This window comes from Bradyrhizobium sp. 31Argb (assembly GCF_043638955.1).
Lineage (GTDB): Bacteria > Pseudomonadota > Alphaproteobacteria > Rhizobiales > Xanthobacteraceae > Bradyrhizobium.
The window spans coordinates 1-13,994 of the sequence record NZ_JBEGDB010000213.1 but is presented as its reverse complement, the minus strand read 5'-3'; the positions used below and the strand labels follow the sequence as shown (position 1 = coordinate 13,994).

Below are 13,994 nucleotides of genomic sequence, written 5' to 3'. Positions count from 1 at the left end.
GGCTTCCTCCTAAAAGAAAGCCTTGAATCACGTTCAATCTGATTTGAGAATCCCAAGAGTCCACACGGCCTAGTCTCAACACCGCCGCTTGGTGATGGTGGTGCGCGCAGCAGCTGGATGATGTCAGCCGATGGAGCGTGCGCGAGACGGGTGGAAGTGCTTCGGTCAAAGCCGTTCATAAATGCGTATGCGTCAATAAGACTTCGCTCAAACTGGAAGCCGAACGTGATCTTTAAATGGCCTTATGGCTCGCGTGTTCGTCAGCTTGCGGTCAGCTCGCCTCTTTACGGTGCTGACTCATCAATTCTTAACAACGGCGTGCCTCATCGGCGCCAAACCAATGACACCTTCGATCATGCTAGCCGCCACGCCGATCTCCCTGAACCCTGCCGAAGGCCTCTCCGGGCTCTGCCAGCCGGCAGCAATCGGCGCGCAGAGCCAGTTTCAGCAGGCTCTAATGCACGTCGCTTCGACGTCAGGCGCTGTCTCCTCGGTCACAGATAAGGCAGCGTCCGTTCCTGCGATGTCGGAGGTTCAGCGTGCAACAGTGCAGGCGAGTCCGCCTGGCGAGCGCGTGCTCCAGGCGCTCTCTTCGATGTACCGGAGCAGTCCCGTTCCTTCTGCAGCGAGCGGCGGCGTGGCCGCCATTTCGAAGGTCGTGCAACCTGGGCTGGCCGCTCAGCCGCTTTCGCCGCCGCAGCCCGTGGGGGCGAGCCCTGCGGGCAAACCGGAAGGGGTGCTCGACTTTGACGCGATGGTTGCGAGTCTGCGAGACGTTTACAAAGGTGTCGTCGAGGTTTCGCTCGTCTCCAAGAGTACCAGTGCCGTCAGCTCATCTATGAACAAATTGCTATCGGCGGGCTGAGTTCGTTGATGACTGGTTCCATCTGCGGACAAAGCGGCCATGTCCGCCCATTCGCTCAATGGTTGCGTGCTTTTACCGTGCTGCCGCTCCTGCTCCTTCTGCTCGGCTGTAAGGCTGAGCTCTGCACCAAAGTGCAGGAGCGTGAGGCCAATGAGATGCTTGCGCTCCTGCTAAGTAAGGGAGTCGATGCGGTCCGTGTCACTGCCAAGGACGGGACCAGCACGATCCAGGTCGAGGAGAAGCAGCTAGCGTTTTCGATCGAGCTGCTAAATTTAGAAGGGCTGCCGCGCCAGCCTTTCAAGAACCTCGGCGAGGTGTTCAAAGGATCGGGCCTGGTTGCCTCGCCGACCGAGGAGCGCGCTCGCTTCGTTTACGCCCTGAGCGAAGAATTGTCGCGCACGATCAGCGATATCGACGGCGTCATATCCGCGCGTGTCCACGTTGTTTTGCCGAAAAATGATCTGTTGCGCCAGGACACGATGCCGTCCTCTGCGTCGGTGTTCATTCGACATAACTCCAATGCAAAGCTCTCGGCTCTGCTGCCGCAGATCAAGATGCTGGTCGCCAACAGTATCGAGGGCCTATCCTATGACAAGGTGGCGGTGGTCTTTGTACCGGTTGAACGGGCTCCGCTTGAACGGCCGTCGCCCTTGCCAGCTGCTTCCGCTCAGTCGAGCAAATCCATTTCAGCCCCGCTACTTGCGGCCGGTGTCGGCGTGGCCGGCGCTGCGCTCGGCCTTCTCTGCTACATATTCCTTGGTTCTCGTATGCGTCAGGGTGCCCAGCCAGCGCGCGCGCTAGCCAGACTGGGCACCCCTTCGAGCACGCCGGCTATCCAAGCTCCCGGTAAAAAGATCGCCTCCGACAGGGCATAGGGGTGTGCAAATGCCTATACCGCTGCGATCCGCCGAATCTCATACTTGGTCCGAATCGTCCTGTGAAGGACTGCGCGAGCTCGCTGCCTCGACCCATCTGAGCCAATTTGCTGCCCGTCTTGACGCGCGGCTGTCGGCTTCGACTTTGCTCCGGCTACAGAAGAGCGCGAGGCTGCAGGTAAGACTGGCCGAAATGCTGCTTGGTAATGGAATGGACGCGAGCAGCAGCAACTGGGGAAGAGATCTTCTGCTCGGCCATGATCCGAATAGGGCTGCTTTGCTTGCCGGCAGTATTTGGCATGCTCGCTCGCTCCTAAAGCTCGTCTCAAAGCAGGATCTCGCAATTCTGCTTGGACGTATCGGGGCAGAAGCGCACGCTTTCGGTATCCGGCACTTGGCCAGCGCGGTCGCAACCACCGCTACTGCTGATCCGGAACAACTTTCGCAACAGATTGAACACGATGGCCATGCCTGCCTAGGTGCTTGGCTCGACGAAGCCTCTTCGCTTGACCGCACGCGCATTTTGCTACGCTCGCCCATAGGCACTGCTGTCGAGAATCCAGCGGCCGAACACCGCAATGCCGCGGGCCCGTTGCTTTCCTTGGTGATAACCCATTTGTCGAGGGAGACGCCACGGCATGACGGCTGATGACCCAGCGCTGCCGGTGGCCCCCCAGATACGTCCGCTCGGGCCATTTATACGGGCTGCCGAGCTCGGGATCTGGTGCGATGCCGTCGAAGCGCGCGCGGCCGCCGAGCGGCATCTTCAACGCGTTCGCGGCTGGGGACGGACAGCTTATCAGCGGGAACGGGCGCGCGGCCGAGCGGATGGCTTCAAGAGCGGCGCCGAAGAAATGTCTCGGCTGATCGCGCAGGCTGCTTCCACGCTTGCGCAGCGAAAAGCTATTCTGGAGCAGGAATTGCCCCAGCTTGTCATGGAGATCGTAAGCGATCTGCTGGGCGCGTTTGATCCAGGCGAGATGTTGGTGAGGACCGTTCGTCATGCGATCGAGCAAAAATATGGTAGCGCGGAAGTGTGCCTTCATGTCTCTCCTTTGAAAGCTGATGCGCTGGCGCGCGAGTTCGCTGCCTGGGATGGACAGGAGGGCCGGCCGAAAGTGCGGATTGACCCGGATCCGGCTCTAACGACGGACCAGTGCGTGTTGTGGAGCGAATTTGGCAATGTCGATCTTGGACTTGCTGCGCAGCTCCGGGCTCTGCGCCTTGGTTTGGGTTTGCCTTCAAAGGAAGACGAGCCATGACAACATCGGCGACCGATGCGGTCGCAGAGAGGAATCTGCACGCCGCGCTATCGTCTTTGAAATCTACAGCAAAGCAGATCGACACGCGTGCTGTACGAGGGCGGATCACACGGGCGGTCGGCACCTTGCTTCATGCCGTCTTGCCAGAGGCGCGCATAGGGGAGCTTTGCCTGTTGCGGGATTCCCGCACCGGGTGGTCGCTCGAGGCCGAGGTGATCGGCCTACTGCAAGATGGGGTATTGCTCACTCCTATCGGTGACATGGCGGGCTTATCCAGCCGAGCAGAAGTGGTCCCGACCGGGCGAATGCATGAAGTTCCGGTCGGCCCCGACTTGCTTGGCCGGGTGATCGACAGCTTCGGCCGTCCGATCGACGGAAAGGGTCCAATCAAGGCCGCTCAAACTCGTCCGCTGCGCGGTAAGGCTCCAAACCCAATGACAAGGCGCGCTATCGAGCGGCCATTCCCACTCGGCGTCCGTGTCTTGGATGGGCTTCTGACATGTGGCGAGGGGCAGCGGATCGGCATCTACGGAGACCCAGGGTGCGGTAAGTCGACGCTTCTGTCGCAGATTGTAAAAGGCGCGGCTGCCGATGCCACCGTAGTCGCGTTGATCGGCGAGCGCGGTCGTGAAGTGCGCGAATTCATCGAGCAGCACCTCGGTGAGGCGGCGCTTCGCCGCACCGTCGTTGTGGTTGAGACCTCCGACCGCTCGGCAATGGAACGAGCGCAATGCGCTCACATGGCGACAGCACTCGCCGAATATTTTCGTGATGAAGGACTTCGCGTCGTCCTGATGATGGATTCATTGACGCGCTTTAGCCGCGCCATGCGCGAAATCGGCCTTGCGGCAGGAGAGCCGCCGACGCGGCGCGGCTTTCCGCCGTCGGTTTTTGCGATGCTTCCTGGCCTCTTAGAGCGTGCCGGCATGGGCGAGCGCGGCTCAATCACGGCCTTCTATACCGTGCTTGTCGAAGGCGACGGCTCGGGTGATCCAATCGCCGAAGAGTCGCGAGGCATTCTTGATGGCCACGTTGTTCTCTCACGCGTTTTGGCAGCGCGCGAGCATTTTCCCGCCATTGACGTGTTGTCGAGCCGCAGCCGCGTGATGAATGCAGTCGTCTCTGTGTCGCATCGCAAGGCAGCTTCCTTCTTCCGTGATCTGCTCTCGCGCTACGCCGAGGCCGAGTTCTTGGTGAAGGTTGGCGAATATAAGCAAGGCAGTGATCCTCTGACAGATCGGGCAATTAATTCGATCGAGGAGTTGCGGAAATTTCTGCGTCAGAGCGGAGACGAGGCATCAAGCTTTGAGGAGACGTTCACATGGATGTCACGTCTGACCGCGTGAATCGTGTCTATGCCTCGAAATTGCGGCTCGTGAAGGATATGAGACAGCGGAGCGCCCTTCGTGAGGTGTCCAACATGGAAGCCAAGCTTCGCACCGCCCTCCAAGCGGTGGAACAAGCTGTCCAGGATCTGGCGACGGCCGAGAAAAACCGAGCGGCGCTCGAAGGAGAGCTTTACCGAGAGCTGGCATCGTTTGATTCGCTGTCTGTCGAGGAGCTCGATCGTCGCTGTCACATCGTCACTGAACGGCTCAAAGCTGAGGTCGCACGAGCACGCGGAAGGCTTGAGGAAGTGCGCGACGCTCAAGAGCAGGCCAAGACGTCGGTCCTCGACGCACGGACCATTTTGACCAAGTGCTCGGCGGCGAGTTACAAATGGCAGCAAATTGAGGGCGACGTTCAGCGCGCGAGTGATTCCCATTCGGAAGCGGAAGCCGAGATAGAGGCCGACGACGAGGTCTTGCTTCGGTATCGCAGTAGTACGCGTACCCACACGGCTAGCGACTGAATCTGATGGCTTCTTCTCTTATGCTAGCGAAAGCGCCTCGTCTTGTAGACGGGCCTGCGAGCATGGCTCCGGGCGACGAATCGGAGTTTGAACCGGGGCTAACCCTGTCGCATGCCGTCGTCTCCTGGCTCAACGAGATCGCCGCTTCCCGCAAGCCTCTGCAAACCCGTCTCGGCGATAAGTCGCTATCGGTGCAGATGGCACGGCTTGTCTGGGACGCCGAGCCGTGTGCCGTATCGATGCTCAACTGCTCTTGGGTTCTCGGACATGAAACGATCATCTTATCGTTGCCCCGTCCGCTCATAGAGGGGCTGATCGCGACAGTGCAGAGCGAGCTTGGCCTACCTTCGGAGCCAACTCGTTCGCTCCTCGTCGAACTTGCACTCGATCCGTTGCTCGATCAGCTAGAGAGTCTGACACAACAAAGCTTGCGGCTGATCTGCGTGAGCGAAGCAACGGCTCAGGGTCCTTATCTGGAGCTCGAAATCACCTACGGCCCATTCAAAGGCAAAGCGCGCCTGTTCCTGTTCTCACCTCTCGATGGTTCAGTTCCACCCGCGTTTCGCGCGTTAGGCGGACTGCTCAGTCAGCTGCCGCGAGAGGCACGCCAGCTTCCTCCAGAATTGCCTGTCATCGTTAAGGGAGAGATCGGCTCGCTCCGTGCTACGGTCGCGCTGCTAGGCAAAGCAAATGCAGGAGACGCTCTATTGCCGGACGTATTACCCTTCGCCCGTGGCCAAGCCATCCTCAAGGCGGGAACCTTATGGGCCCCGGCACATATTGCAGACGATCGCTTGATCGCGCGAGGGGCATTCCGCCTCCAACCATATCCCCTTGAGTGTACACATATGATGACCAAATCCGAAAAGAGCCGCCCACCCTCTGAAAACGATCTCGACAACATCGAGATCACGCTGGTTTTCGAATGCGGCCGGTGGACTGTCGCACTCGGGGCCTTGAGAAATATCAGCGAAGGACATGTGTTCGAACTTGGCCGGCCGTTCGACGGACCGGTCGATATCCTTGCCAACGGCCACCGCATCGGCCGCGGCGACATCGTACGCATCGGCGAGGAGCTCGGCATCCGGCTGCGCGGCAAGTTGGCGGTCAATGACTGACATTCAACCGGGAATTCTTGGACTCCTTGCGCTCACAGCTGGCCTTGGCCTGCTCGCGTTCGTTGTCGTAACAAGCACAGCGTTTATAAAGGTATCCGTCGTGCTCTTCCTCGTTCGCAACGCGCTCGGGACTCAATCTATCCCACCGAACCTCGTTCTATATGGCGCGGCACTGATCCTGACGGTTTTCATTGGCGCGCCGGTGATTGAACAGACCTATAATCGCATTTCTGCGCCACAACTCCGCTACCAAACGGTCGATGATTGGGTGAGCGCCGCAAAGGAGGGGCAGGAGCCGCTGCGCGATTATCTCAAGAAGTTCACCGCTGACGAGCAGCGCCGGTTCTTCCTGGCTTCAACCGAACAGGTCTGGCCCGAGGACATGCGCGGCAACGTGAGCGCCGATGATTTGGTCATTCTGGTGCCATCTTTTCTAATTTCAGAACTCAAGCGTGGCTTCGAAATTGGTTTTCTTCTCTATCTGCCCTTTATCACCATAGATCTGATCGTGACGACCATCTTGATGGCCATGGGTATGTCGATGGTTTCGCCGACGGTGATATCCGTGCCTTTCAAGCTGTTTCTATTCGTCTCAATCGACGGCTGGTCACGGCTCATGCACGGGCTGGTGCTCAGTTACACAACACCGGGAGGCTGAACATGGATGAGGCGAGCATTCTCACTCATATGAGCCGTTCACTTGTGCTCTTCATGATCTGGGTTCTACCACCGCTCATCGCTGCGGTCGTTGTCGGCCTGGTTGTCGGCATCATCCAAGCGGCAACGCAGCTTCAGGATCAAACCTTGCCACTGACTGTGAAGCTTCTTGTCGTTGTCGCGGTGATCGCGTTGTTCTCTCCGGTGCTCAGCGCCGCGTTGATCAAGGAAGCAGAGCAGGCATTTACCGACTTTCCCGCACTCACGGCAAGCATTAGCCGACGGTAGATGAACCTCCCTTCACCCGCCGAGACGCAAGCTCTGATCCAGGAGGCGATCGAGCTCGTCCTTGCAGGTGGCCTCGCAGCAGCCCGGGCCCTTGGCATTATGCTGGTCCTTCCTGTATTTACGCGGCCGCGCATTAGCGGGCTGGTCCGTGGCTGCGTGACCTTTGCGATGGGACTGCCATGCCTGTTGCAGATCAGGCACGGCTTGCAGTCGCTGGATCAGGGCTCCCGGCTGATCAGTGTCACGCTCCTCGGTTTGAAAGAGGTGTTCGTCGGCCTGCTCATCGGCCTTTTGCTCAGTATTCCGCTATGGAGCATCCAAGCAGTGGGTGAGCTCATCGACACCCAACGGGGAATTACGAACCCTGTTGCTTCTGATGATCCCGCGACGCGCGGCCAAGCTTCGGCGACAGCGGTGTTACTCGGTACCACCGCGATTGCGATTTTCGTTCTAGCCGGGGGATTGGAGAACGTGATTACGGGCCTTTATGGCAGTTATCTGATCTGGCCCGTATATCGGCTGATGCCTAGTCTGACCGCGCAAGGCGCGATGGAATGTCTGCGGCTTCTCGATCACATCATGCATACGACGCTACTGGTCTCTGGCCCGGTGTTGGCATTCCTGCTGCTGCTTGATGTATCGGTGATGATACTTGGGCGGTTTGCACCGCAAATCAAACTGAACGATGTCTCTCCCACCATGAAGAACCTGGCCTATGGGATCATCATGGTAAGTTACGCCACCTTCCTCGTCGAATATATGGGATCGGAGATCAGTCAGTCCAACACCGTGCTCAAGTTGTTCGAGAAGCTCCTGAAATGAGTGGCTCGAGCGAAGAGAAGAAGCTCCCTCCCACTCCCAAGAAGCTAAAAGATGCGCGCAAGAAAGGGCAGAGCCCGCGCAGCGCCGATTTGGTCAGCGCAGTCAGCGTTTGCGCCGGTTTCGGCTGCCTCTGGTTAAGAGCGGCCCCCATCGAGATCAAGTGGCATGAAACGATGCGGCTCATCGACAAACTGCAGGCTCAGCCGTTCACTAGCGCGGTCCAGCAGGCGCTGGGCGGCTTGATCGACCTATTTTTTTCGGCCGTTGCTCCATTCCTCGGGGCCGGTGTTGCCGCTGGTATTCTAGCGGGAGTCTTGGCCAATGGTGGATTAAACGTCTCTTTCGAGTCCTTAAAGCCGAAATTCGAGAAATTGGATCCCATCAAGGGGCTCAAGCGGATTGCGTCTAAGCGGTCGCTCATTGAACTCTCGAAGTCGCTTCTTAAGGTGGGCATTCTTGGCGCCAGCTTTCTGCTCACGGTTGTCGCTAGTTGGAAGGCGCTGGTGTACTTGCCGGTCTGCGGTATGGGGTGTCTCAGTTTCGTGTTCACTGAGATCAAATTGCTGACGGAAATTGCTGCTGGTGCTTTTCTGATCGGCGGATTGGCAGATCTCCTTATCCAGCGCTGGTTGTTCTTGCAGGACATGCGCATGACGGAGACCGAGGCCAAGCGCGAATCGAAGGAACAGCAGGGCAATCCGCAGGTCAAACGCGAACACCGTCGCCTTCGTCAGGAGACAGCGAACGAGCCTCCACTTGGCGTCCATCGTGCCACATTGATACTGACAGGGCAGGCGATCTTGATTGGCCTCCGCTACGTTCGTAGCGAGACCGGCGTGCCGATCGTGGTTTGCCGTGGTGAGGGCGAACTTGCCTCACGATTGCTTGCCGAGGCGCAGTCGCTGCACCTCAGCATTGTCCAGGACCCGGCCCTGGCGCGTCAGCTCATCCGGAGTGCGAAGCTGGGCAACGCTGTTCCTTCGAAGTGCTTCGAAGGGGTTGCGAAAGCACTCTATTCCGCCGGGCTTGTCTAGATATCGCGTATGGCAGAAATCATTGCGCCATCCGACGTGCACTATCGAGGCGACTGTACATCCCTCGTCGCCGGTGACGCGGCTTCTGGCGACGCCCTGTTGCCAATTCCAGCTTCCATGTCGCTCTTGTTGCGCTGTCCCATGGACCCATATGTGGCAACAGGAACGGCGGCACGATCGCCTGTTGTTGCCATGACAGCTCTATTGTCCAGCAGGTCGCCCGGATCGTTGACCATGACTCCCAGATTGTTGCGGATTGAGCAGCCAAGGGTTTGGTCGAACGAATTGTCGTTGACTGAAGGAGCAATGATGGCAAGCGACGGACAGACGGGAGGACGTGCTTCATAGACAGTAGCCTGGATTCGCACCGCGAAGCCAAGAGGCCGGTCGAGGCGAGGGCCGAACAGGCGGATGTTGTAAGGGGCAAGGCCCATTGCGCGGGCCTCGCTGGCTACCTGCGCGGCGAGCCGGGGCGAGCCGATGATATCGAGATGGATCGCATCAAACCGACCGCGACTGTTGTTGGCAATGAACTCTCTCAGTCGATACCGCTCGAGCCCACGGAGGCTCTGCAGCACCAAGACGCTGTTCTGCTGCTGCACCATGGTTCCTTGTTCAGACGGAAAGGTGTTGATCGTAGCAGTGCTTGTGCAGCCGCCTAGGCTCGTCATCAGAACGAACAGATGCGGCAGGGCTCGTACAGTCATTCGACGATCCTCATTCGATAATAAAACCGGCGCCGCCTGTCGCGCCTGGTACACTGGTGCGCGGAGCGTCGCGGCCCCGCGGCGGCCTTGCCAACGTGTTCGTTAAGATGCGCCCCATATCTGAGGGTGGTCCGATGCGATCGGTCGGAGCGCTCATCCGGTTCGCGTTGGATGCGGGCCGCACGATGTAAGGCGTGACAATAATAACGAGCTCCGTCTCCTGCTTTTGAAAGGACGAAGAGCGAAACAGCGCACCGAGAATGGGCACGTCGCCCAACCAGGGAAAAGTACTGATATCCGTGCTGAAGTTACGCCTGATTAGCCCGCCTATTGCAAAGCTTTGTCCGCTCCCAAGCTCGATAACGGTCTCCGCCCGTCTTGTAGAGAGGGCCGGCACGGCCATACCGTTCAATTTGACCTCACCTTCCTTCGAAATCTCGCTGACCTCAGGCTTCACGCGGACATTGATTTGATTGTTGTTAAGAACGGTCGGGACGAACTCGAGGCTCACTCCAAAATGACGAAATTGGATCGAAACCTGTCGGTTGTCCTGCATGACCGGAATTGGGAATTCGCCGCCGGCCAGGAAGCTCGCGGACTCACCGGACATTGCGGTGAGATTCGGTTCAGCGAGTACGGAAGCGAGGTGCTCGCTGGCTAGCGCGTCGAGAACAGCGCCGACGTTGATATTACCAGCGCTGAGGCCGATCCCTACCTTGCCGCCGCCGCCGCTCGCCGTGCCGGAAGCAGCACCTTTGCCGCTGCTAAAGCCGAAAACGAAAGTGCCATTCTGGCCCAAAGCGGAGAGGTTGATGCCGAGCTCCTTCATAGCGCTGCGCGAGACTTCCGCCACGCGCACGCTCAGATTGACCTGTAACGACCCGGCGACCTGAATCTTATTGACGACCAGCGCACCCGCACCGAGAAACTGCTCCGTAACCCTCACGGCAGTGGCGACGACATCGGCATTGGGAGCCATACCGCTAAGGATCGCGCCACGCGGGGTATAGCTGACTTGGATCGGATAGTCACCGACCTGGGCCTTGAGCATGGCACGCAGATCCTCGATCGGCTGTGTTACGACGACACGAAACTCGGCGAGAGCCTCCCCGTTGTCGTTCAAAGCGAACAGGCTGGTCCGTCCGGACTTCTTGCCAAAGACGAAGATGGTCGTGTTCGACGGCGCCTGATAATCCGCGATCGTCGGGTCGGCAACAAAGATGCTCGCGGCCGGCCCAGGCAGATGAATTGTCTTGCCGAGCGAGGAGGAAAGGTCCAGCGTTCCATTAATGCTGCTAGGAGCCGCATGCGGCGGCCCCTCTCTAGCATCCCGCGTCGTCTGAGCTGCGGCAGTTAGTGGTGATAGGAAAGCGACCGCGCACAGGAGGTGGGAAAGAGAAGGATAAACGACAGACCACAGGGCACTGGCGACGATCGAGCGTCGATCGCTGCCACCCTCATTATTAAGAGCGATCTTCAAGGGAGTCTTTGCTTTCAACTTCGATCGACTAGGCGGCCGATGCCACGCTATTCAATTCAAGGATATAACCGATGCCGCGTGCGGTCGTGATCCGTAGGGTCGCACCCGACTGACTCAAATGACGGCGTAAGCGATAGATCGCGACTTCAAGCGCATTGGTCGAGACCTCGTTGTCAAACGCATAGAGGCTATCCTCTAGCGACAGCCGCGGCACGGTACGGCCAGCGCGGCTGAGGAGATGCTCAAGAATGCACAATTCGCGGCGCGCAATCCTGAGCGGCCGACCACCAACTGAAGCTTGCCGGGCGATCGGATCGAACTTCAGATTGCCAAATGTGACCACGGGGGCTGTCATTTGCGTTGACCGCCTCAGAATGGCTCGCATCCGGGCGATGAGTTCATCAGTAGATACAGGCTTGGGTAGGAAATCGTCTGCACCACCATTGAAAATGGCGATCCGTCGACCGAGGTCATTGAGGCTGCTCATCACTATTGCAGGCATCAAATGTCCGTCGCGTCTCAACCGCTTCAGCCAGTCCAAGCCGTTTCCATCTGGTAGAGCCAACTCGAGCAGGAGAATGTCGTAGTTGGCGTAGCCCAGAGCGGTCGCCGCATCATCCAGAGTGGGTGCCAGATCAACGGCGAAACCGCAATCCGAGAGCGCGCTTTGGACAGCGCGCGCTAGGTCCTCATCATGATCAACCACTAGCGTTCGCATTTCATTGCCCCTTCTCAAGTCATGCCAAAACATCGAGCAGATCACCGTCGATGATGAAGCCGAGCGAGACTGAGTTGTCCCGAGTCAACGTAAACGTCCGGAGACGGGATCGATGAAGAAGAGCAATGTTGCCAACGGCCGGCCTCATCTGCGGATTAGAAATTTCGGCCGTCTGCTGTGGATCGCATGCGCGCTTGGCAACTCTTAGCGTGGTGTGGATGCCGGGAGGTTGGCTGGAATGAGTCAAAGCATCGAGGGCTGTGGCAGCACCCTGCCGCAACTGCGCGCCAATCGCGGCAATGCTTCCGGTCATTGGTCGGGCGATGGCCTCGCCAGCAGGCGCAGCTGAACGCAAAGCACCAGAGCGAATGGCTGGATTTGCATCCGAACTGATACGAGACATCAACATTTTGAGCTCCCGTGTTGGCCAGAGCCTGCGGTGAGGCTTGCTATGCCGTCGACCCTTCGAGGTCGCTTAGTCATGACAAAATGGAACTTCGAACGCGTGCAGGCGCCTCGCGTCCCGCAGTCGGCCGCTCTTTCAGAAGCCACTAACGCGGGACGAACTAACCAATGCGCCCCCGAGCTAGGAAAACACGCCTCGGTCGGGGCGGTGGCGTATTTGGGGAGGGCCAGAATTCTCGACCTTCAGCCAGATCCGACGCGGCGCCCAGGCGGCAGCCGATCGGGCACACCAAATAGTGGCGAGTCCGTTCCCGTAGAGGCGTTGTCAGACATGTGGTCTGGGTGGTTCCGCCGCCTGCATTCCACCTCTGGCGATGAATGCCGGCGGATGTCGAGGTTGTACAGAGCTTCGTTGCCCGCCCGGCAACAGGGACGCGAAGACAGCGGGTCCTGCTCTCTAGCTCCTGCTGTTGTAGCCTCAACTGAGCCGGCGCTGGTCGCGTGTCAGGCGCATAGGCTACGTTGCCAACACGGGTGCGGGTGGACTGATCGAGGAGCGTGAGGGAGTCGAGCGGCGTGAACCTAGGGTTTGGAGACATTCGCAATTCTTGCTACCTGTCATAAAGTGTTGTCGCGACGCATTGTCGCGACTCGTGTCGGAAACCTTACAATCTGACGCTACGTGCGATTCAAGTCCCTTATCGAGTTCGTTGATGAATATCTTTAAAGCTCGCAGGCCGGCTGAGGCGGCCAGCACAGGAACTTGGAGAAAAGCAACGCGATGCCTCAGAACAGCAAGGCATTTTCGGGGAGCCAGAGGGCTCTCAACGGTGCCGAGAGTCGTTTTTAGTTGTCGTCTGGACGGAACCCCGACGCTGTCATGATGCGCGATAGCTTCAGTACGGCTCACTCCAGGGTCGCAATTGCGAGATGAATATGAATAACTTTTGCGATCATCATGTTGCGTCCTACGACCTCAGCAACAACATCGCGCGCGCCAATTCATTTCAATTCGCTCCAAACTTGGGCATAAGTCAAAAAGCAAGCTTCGGGCTGCATCAATTGCTGATGCTTAAAAGGCCGAGCCCATTTGTTCGACGTCTTTGCAGTCGCATACGCTGACCGCCATCGGCGCACCGACGCAATGAAGAACCCGTGCGCATCGCACTGATGCGCAGTGCGTTCGGCCAGCCTCTGCAGGATCTCCAATGCCCGACCGAGCCTCGCCGCTGGCAGGCTATCGGTCTGCTGGTGGAGGGCTGAGAATTCGAGCGGCTCGACGTTACAGGTCTGAGACATTTCGCAACCTATCTGTCAGGTAGTGTCGCGACCTGCGTCGGAATCCCTACAATTGGCTGCGTACATTCAAGTCCTTCCGGGCTCGTTGCGATCCTAAGGCTCGCAGGCCTCTTGATGAACCCGATGGTAGAAGACTTGGAGAGAAGGGACTACGAGGTCTCGAAGCAGCAAGTGTTGCGCGAGCCCAGAGGCATTCACTTCCGATCAGATTCACAGTTCATCCTCTGTTAGGACGACGGAGCCCCCGGTTGCTCAATCCGCGCTCGGGTGGGGAGGGCACGAGCTGAAAACCGACGCCATTGTCGATCGTAGCAAGCGCCCCGAGGCGGGCGACAGCCTTCGATAGATCCCCGCAATCTACTCACCCGTATCGGCGGGCAGTGCGCAACTCGCTCGCTGCTCTTGTCACCCCAACCCTCTCTTCCACACAAGCGGGAAACACGTGCGAGACTGGTCAATTTCATGTTCCGAAACTCCAATTTTCCTGGCGATTTCGATCGCATAAAATGTCAGTAATCATACTACGATCGATGCGGCGCTGTTCGCCGTCGAGACCTTTGAGACAAATTGAAGGATTTTGCGGAGGGAGGATTTCTGGTTCATCGTAGCCAC

Annotated in this window: 15 protein-coding genes; 11 read left to right on the top strand and 4 right to left on the bottom strand. The window is 58.4% G+C overall.

From position 1 onward, the window contains the following. Nucleotides 1–340 precede the first annotated feature (340 nt). The 11 genes from AAFX91_RS30315 to AAFX91_RS30265 all read left to right on the top strand — a co-directional run bounded on the left by AAFX91_RS30315 (nt 341) and on the right by AAFX91_RS30265 (nt 8,773). Nucleotides 341–865: a nodulation protein NolB gene (locus AAFX91_RS30315; protein ID WP_394569054.1), complete on the top strand. Its 525-nt coding sequence runs from the start codon at nt 341–343 to the stop codon at nt 863–865. A gap of 8 nt (nt 866–873) precedes the next feature. Further along, a complete protein-coding gene (gene sctJ, locus AAFX91_RS30310) occupies nt 874–1,740 on the top strand; it encodes a type III secretion system inner membrane ring lipoprotein SctJ (protein WP_394569053.1) in 867 nt (288 codons plus the stop codon). Between the two features lie 10 nt (nt 1,741–1,750). Next, complete coding sequence (locus tag AAFX91_RS30305) at nt 1,751–2,389, top strand: nodulation protein NolU (RefSeq protein ID WP_130228585.1); 639 nt, start codon at nt 1,751–1,753, stop codon at nt 2,387–2,389. Then, the gene (gene sctL, locus AAFX91_RS30300) at nt 2,379–3,002 is read left to right on the top strand and encodes a type III secretion system stator protein SctL (RefSeq protein ID WP_130228584.1); all 624 of its coding nucleotides are present in this window, start codon (nt 2,379–2,381) and stop codon (nt 3,000–3,002) included. The genes AAFX91_RS30305 and sctL overlap by 11 nt, the downstream gene beginning before the upstream one ends. Beyond that, nucleotides 2,999–4,348 (top strand): type III secretion system ATPase SctN, encoded by a 1,350-nt coding sequence (gene sctN / locus AAFX91_RS30295; RefSeq protein WP_130228583.1) that lies wholly within the window; start codon nt 2,999–3,001, stop codon nt 4,346–4,348. Before sctL ends, sctN begins: the two co-directional genes overlap by 4 nt. Further along, nucleotides 4,324–4,854, top strand: coding sequence for a YscO family type III secretion system apparatus protein (locus tag AAFX91_RS30290; RefSeq protein ID WP_028168814.1), 531 nt, complete (start codon nt 4,324–4,326; stop codon nt 4,852–4,854). The genes sctN and AAFX91_RS30290 overlap by 25 nt, the downstream gene beginning before the upstream one ends. Before the next feature lie 62 nt (nt 4,855–4,916). Next, nucleotides 4,917–5,972 carry a type III secretion system cytoplasmic ring protein SctQ gene (gene sctQ / locus AAFX91_RS30285; protein WP_130228582.1) on the top strand — a complete coding sequence of 352 codons (1,056 nt, stop codon included), beginning with the start codon at nt 4,917–4,919 and terminating at the stop codon, nt 5,970–5,972. After that, nucleotides 5,965–6,630 carry a type III secretion system export apparatus subunit SctR gene (gene sctR, locus AAFX91_RS30280; RefSeq protein WP_028168816.1) on the top strand — a complete coding sequence of 222 codons (666 nt, stop codon included), beginning with the start codon at nt 5,965–5,967 and terminating at the stop codon, nt 6,628–6,630. The genes sctQ and sctR overlap by 8 nt, the downstream gene beginning before the upstream one ends. 2 nt (nt 6,631–6,632) lie before the next feature. Then, a complete protein-coding gene (locus tag AAFX91_RS30275; protein ID WP_028168817.1) occupies nt 6,633–6,917 on the top strand; it encodes an EscS/YscS/HrcS family type III secretion system export apparatus protein in 285 nt (94 codons plus the stop codon). Beyond that, nucleotides 6,918–7,739: a type III secretion system export apparatus subunit SctT gene (gene sctT / locus AAFX91_RS30270; RefSeq protein WP_028168818.1), complete on the top strand. Its 822-nt coding sequence runs from the start codon at nt 6,918–6,920 to the stop codon at nt 7,737–7,739. Continuing rightward, nucleotides 7,736–8,773: an EscU/YscU/HrcU family type III secretion system export apparatus switch protein gene (locus AAFX91_RS30265; RefSeq protein WP_130228581.1), complete on the top strand. Its 1,038-nt coding sequence runs from the start codon at nt 7,736–7,738 to the stop codon at nt 8,771–8,773. Before sctT ends, AAFX91_RS30265 begins: the two co-directional genes overlap by 4 nt. Before the next feature lie 41 nt (nt 8,774–8,814). Here AAFX91_RS30265 and AAFX91_RS30260 read toward each other — a convergent pair whose 3' ends face one another. From AAFX91_RS30260 to AAFX91_RS30245, 4 genes are read right to left on the bottom strand one after another with little or no spacing between them, the layout of a single operon-like run. Continuing rightward, nucleotides 8,815–9,480 carry a CpaD family pilus assembly lipoprotein gene (locus tag AAFX91_RS30260; RefSeq protein WP_028168820.1) on the bottom strand — a complete coding sequence of 222 codons (666 nt, stop codon included), beginning with the start codon at nt 9,478–9,480 and terminating at the stop codon, nt 8,815–8,817. Nucleotides 9,481–9,490: 10 nt separating this feature from the next. After that, nucleotides 9,491–10,960 carry a type II and III secretion system protein family protein gene (locus tag AAFX91_RS30255; RefSeq protein ID WP_394569052.1) on the bottom strand — a complete coding sequence of 490 codons (1,470 nt, stop codon included), beginning with the start codon at nt 10,958–10,960 and terminating at the stop codon, nt 9,491–9,493. 28 nt (nt 10,961–10,988) lie between these two features. After that, the gene (locus AAFX91_RS30250; protein WP_028168822.1) at nt 10,989–11,678 is read right to left on the bottom strand and encodes a response regulator transcription factor; all 690 of its coding nucleotides are present in this window, start codon (nt 11,676–11,678) and stop codon (nt 10,989–10,991) included. Between the two features lie 19 nt (nt 11,679–11,697). Continuing rightward, nucleotides 11,698–12,087, bottom strand: a complete 390-nt coding sequence (locus tag AAFX91_RS30245) for a hypothetical protein (RefSeq protein WP_394569051.1) — start codon at nt 12,085–12,087, stop codon at nt 11,698–11,700. Nucleotides 12,088–13,994 lie beyond the last annotated feature (1,907 nt).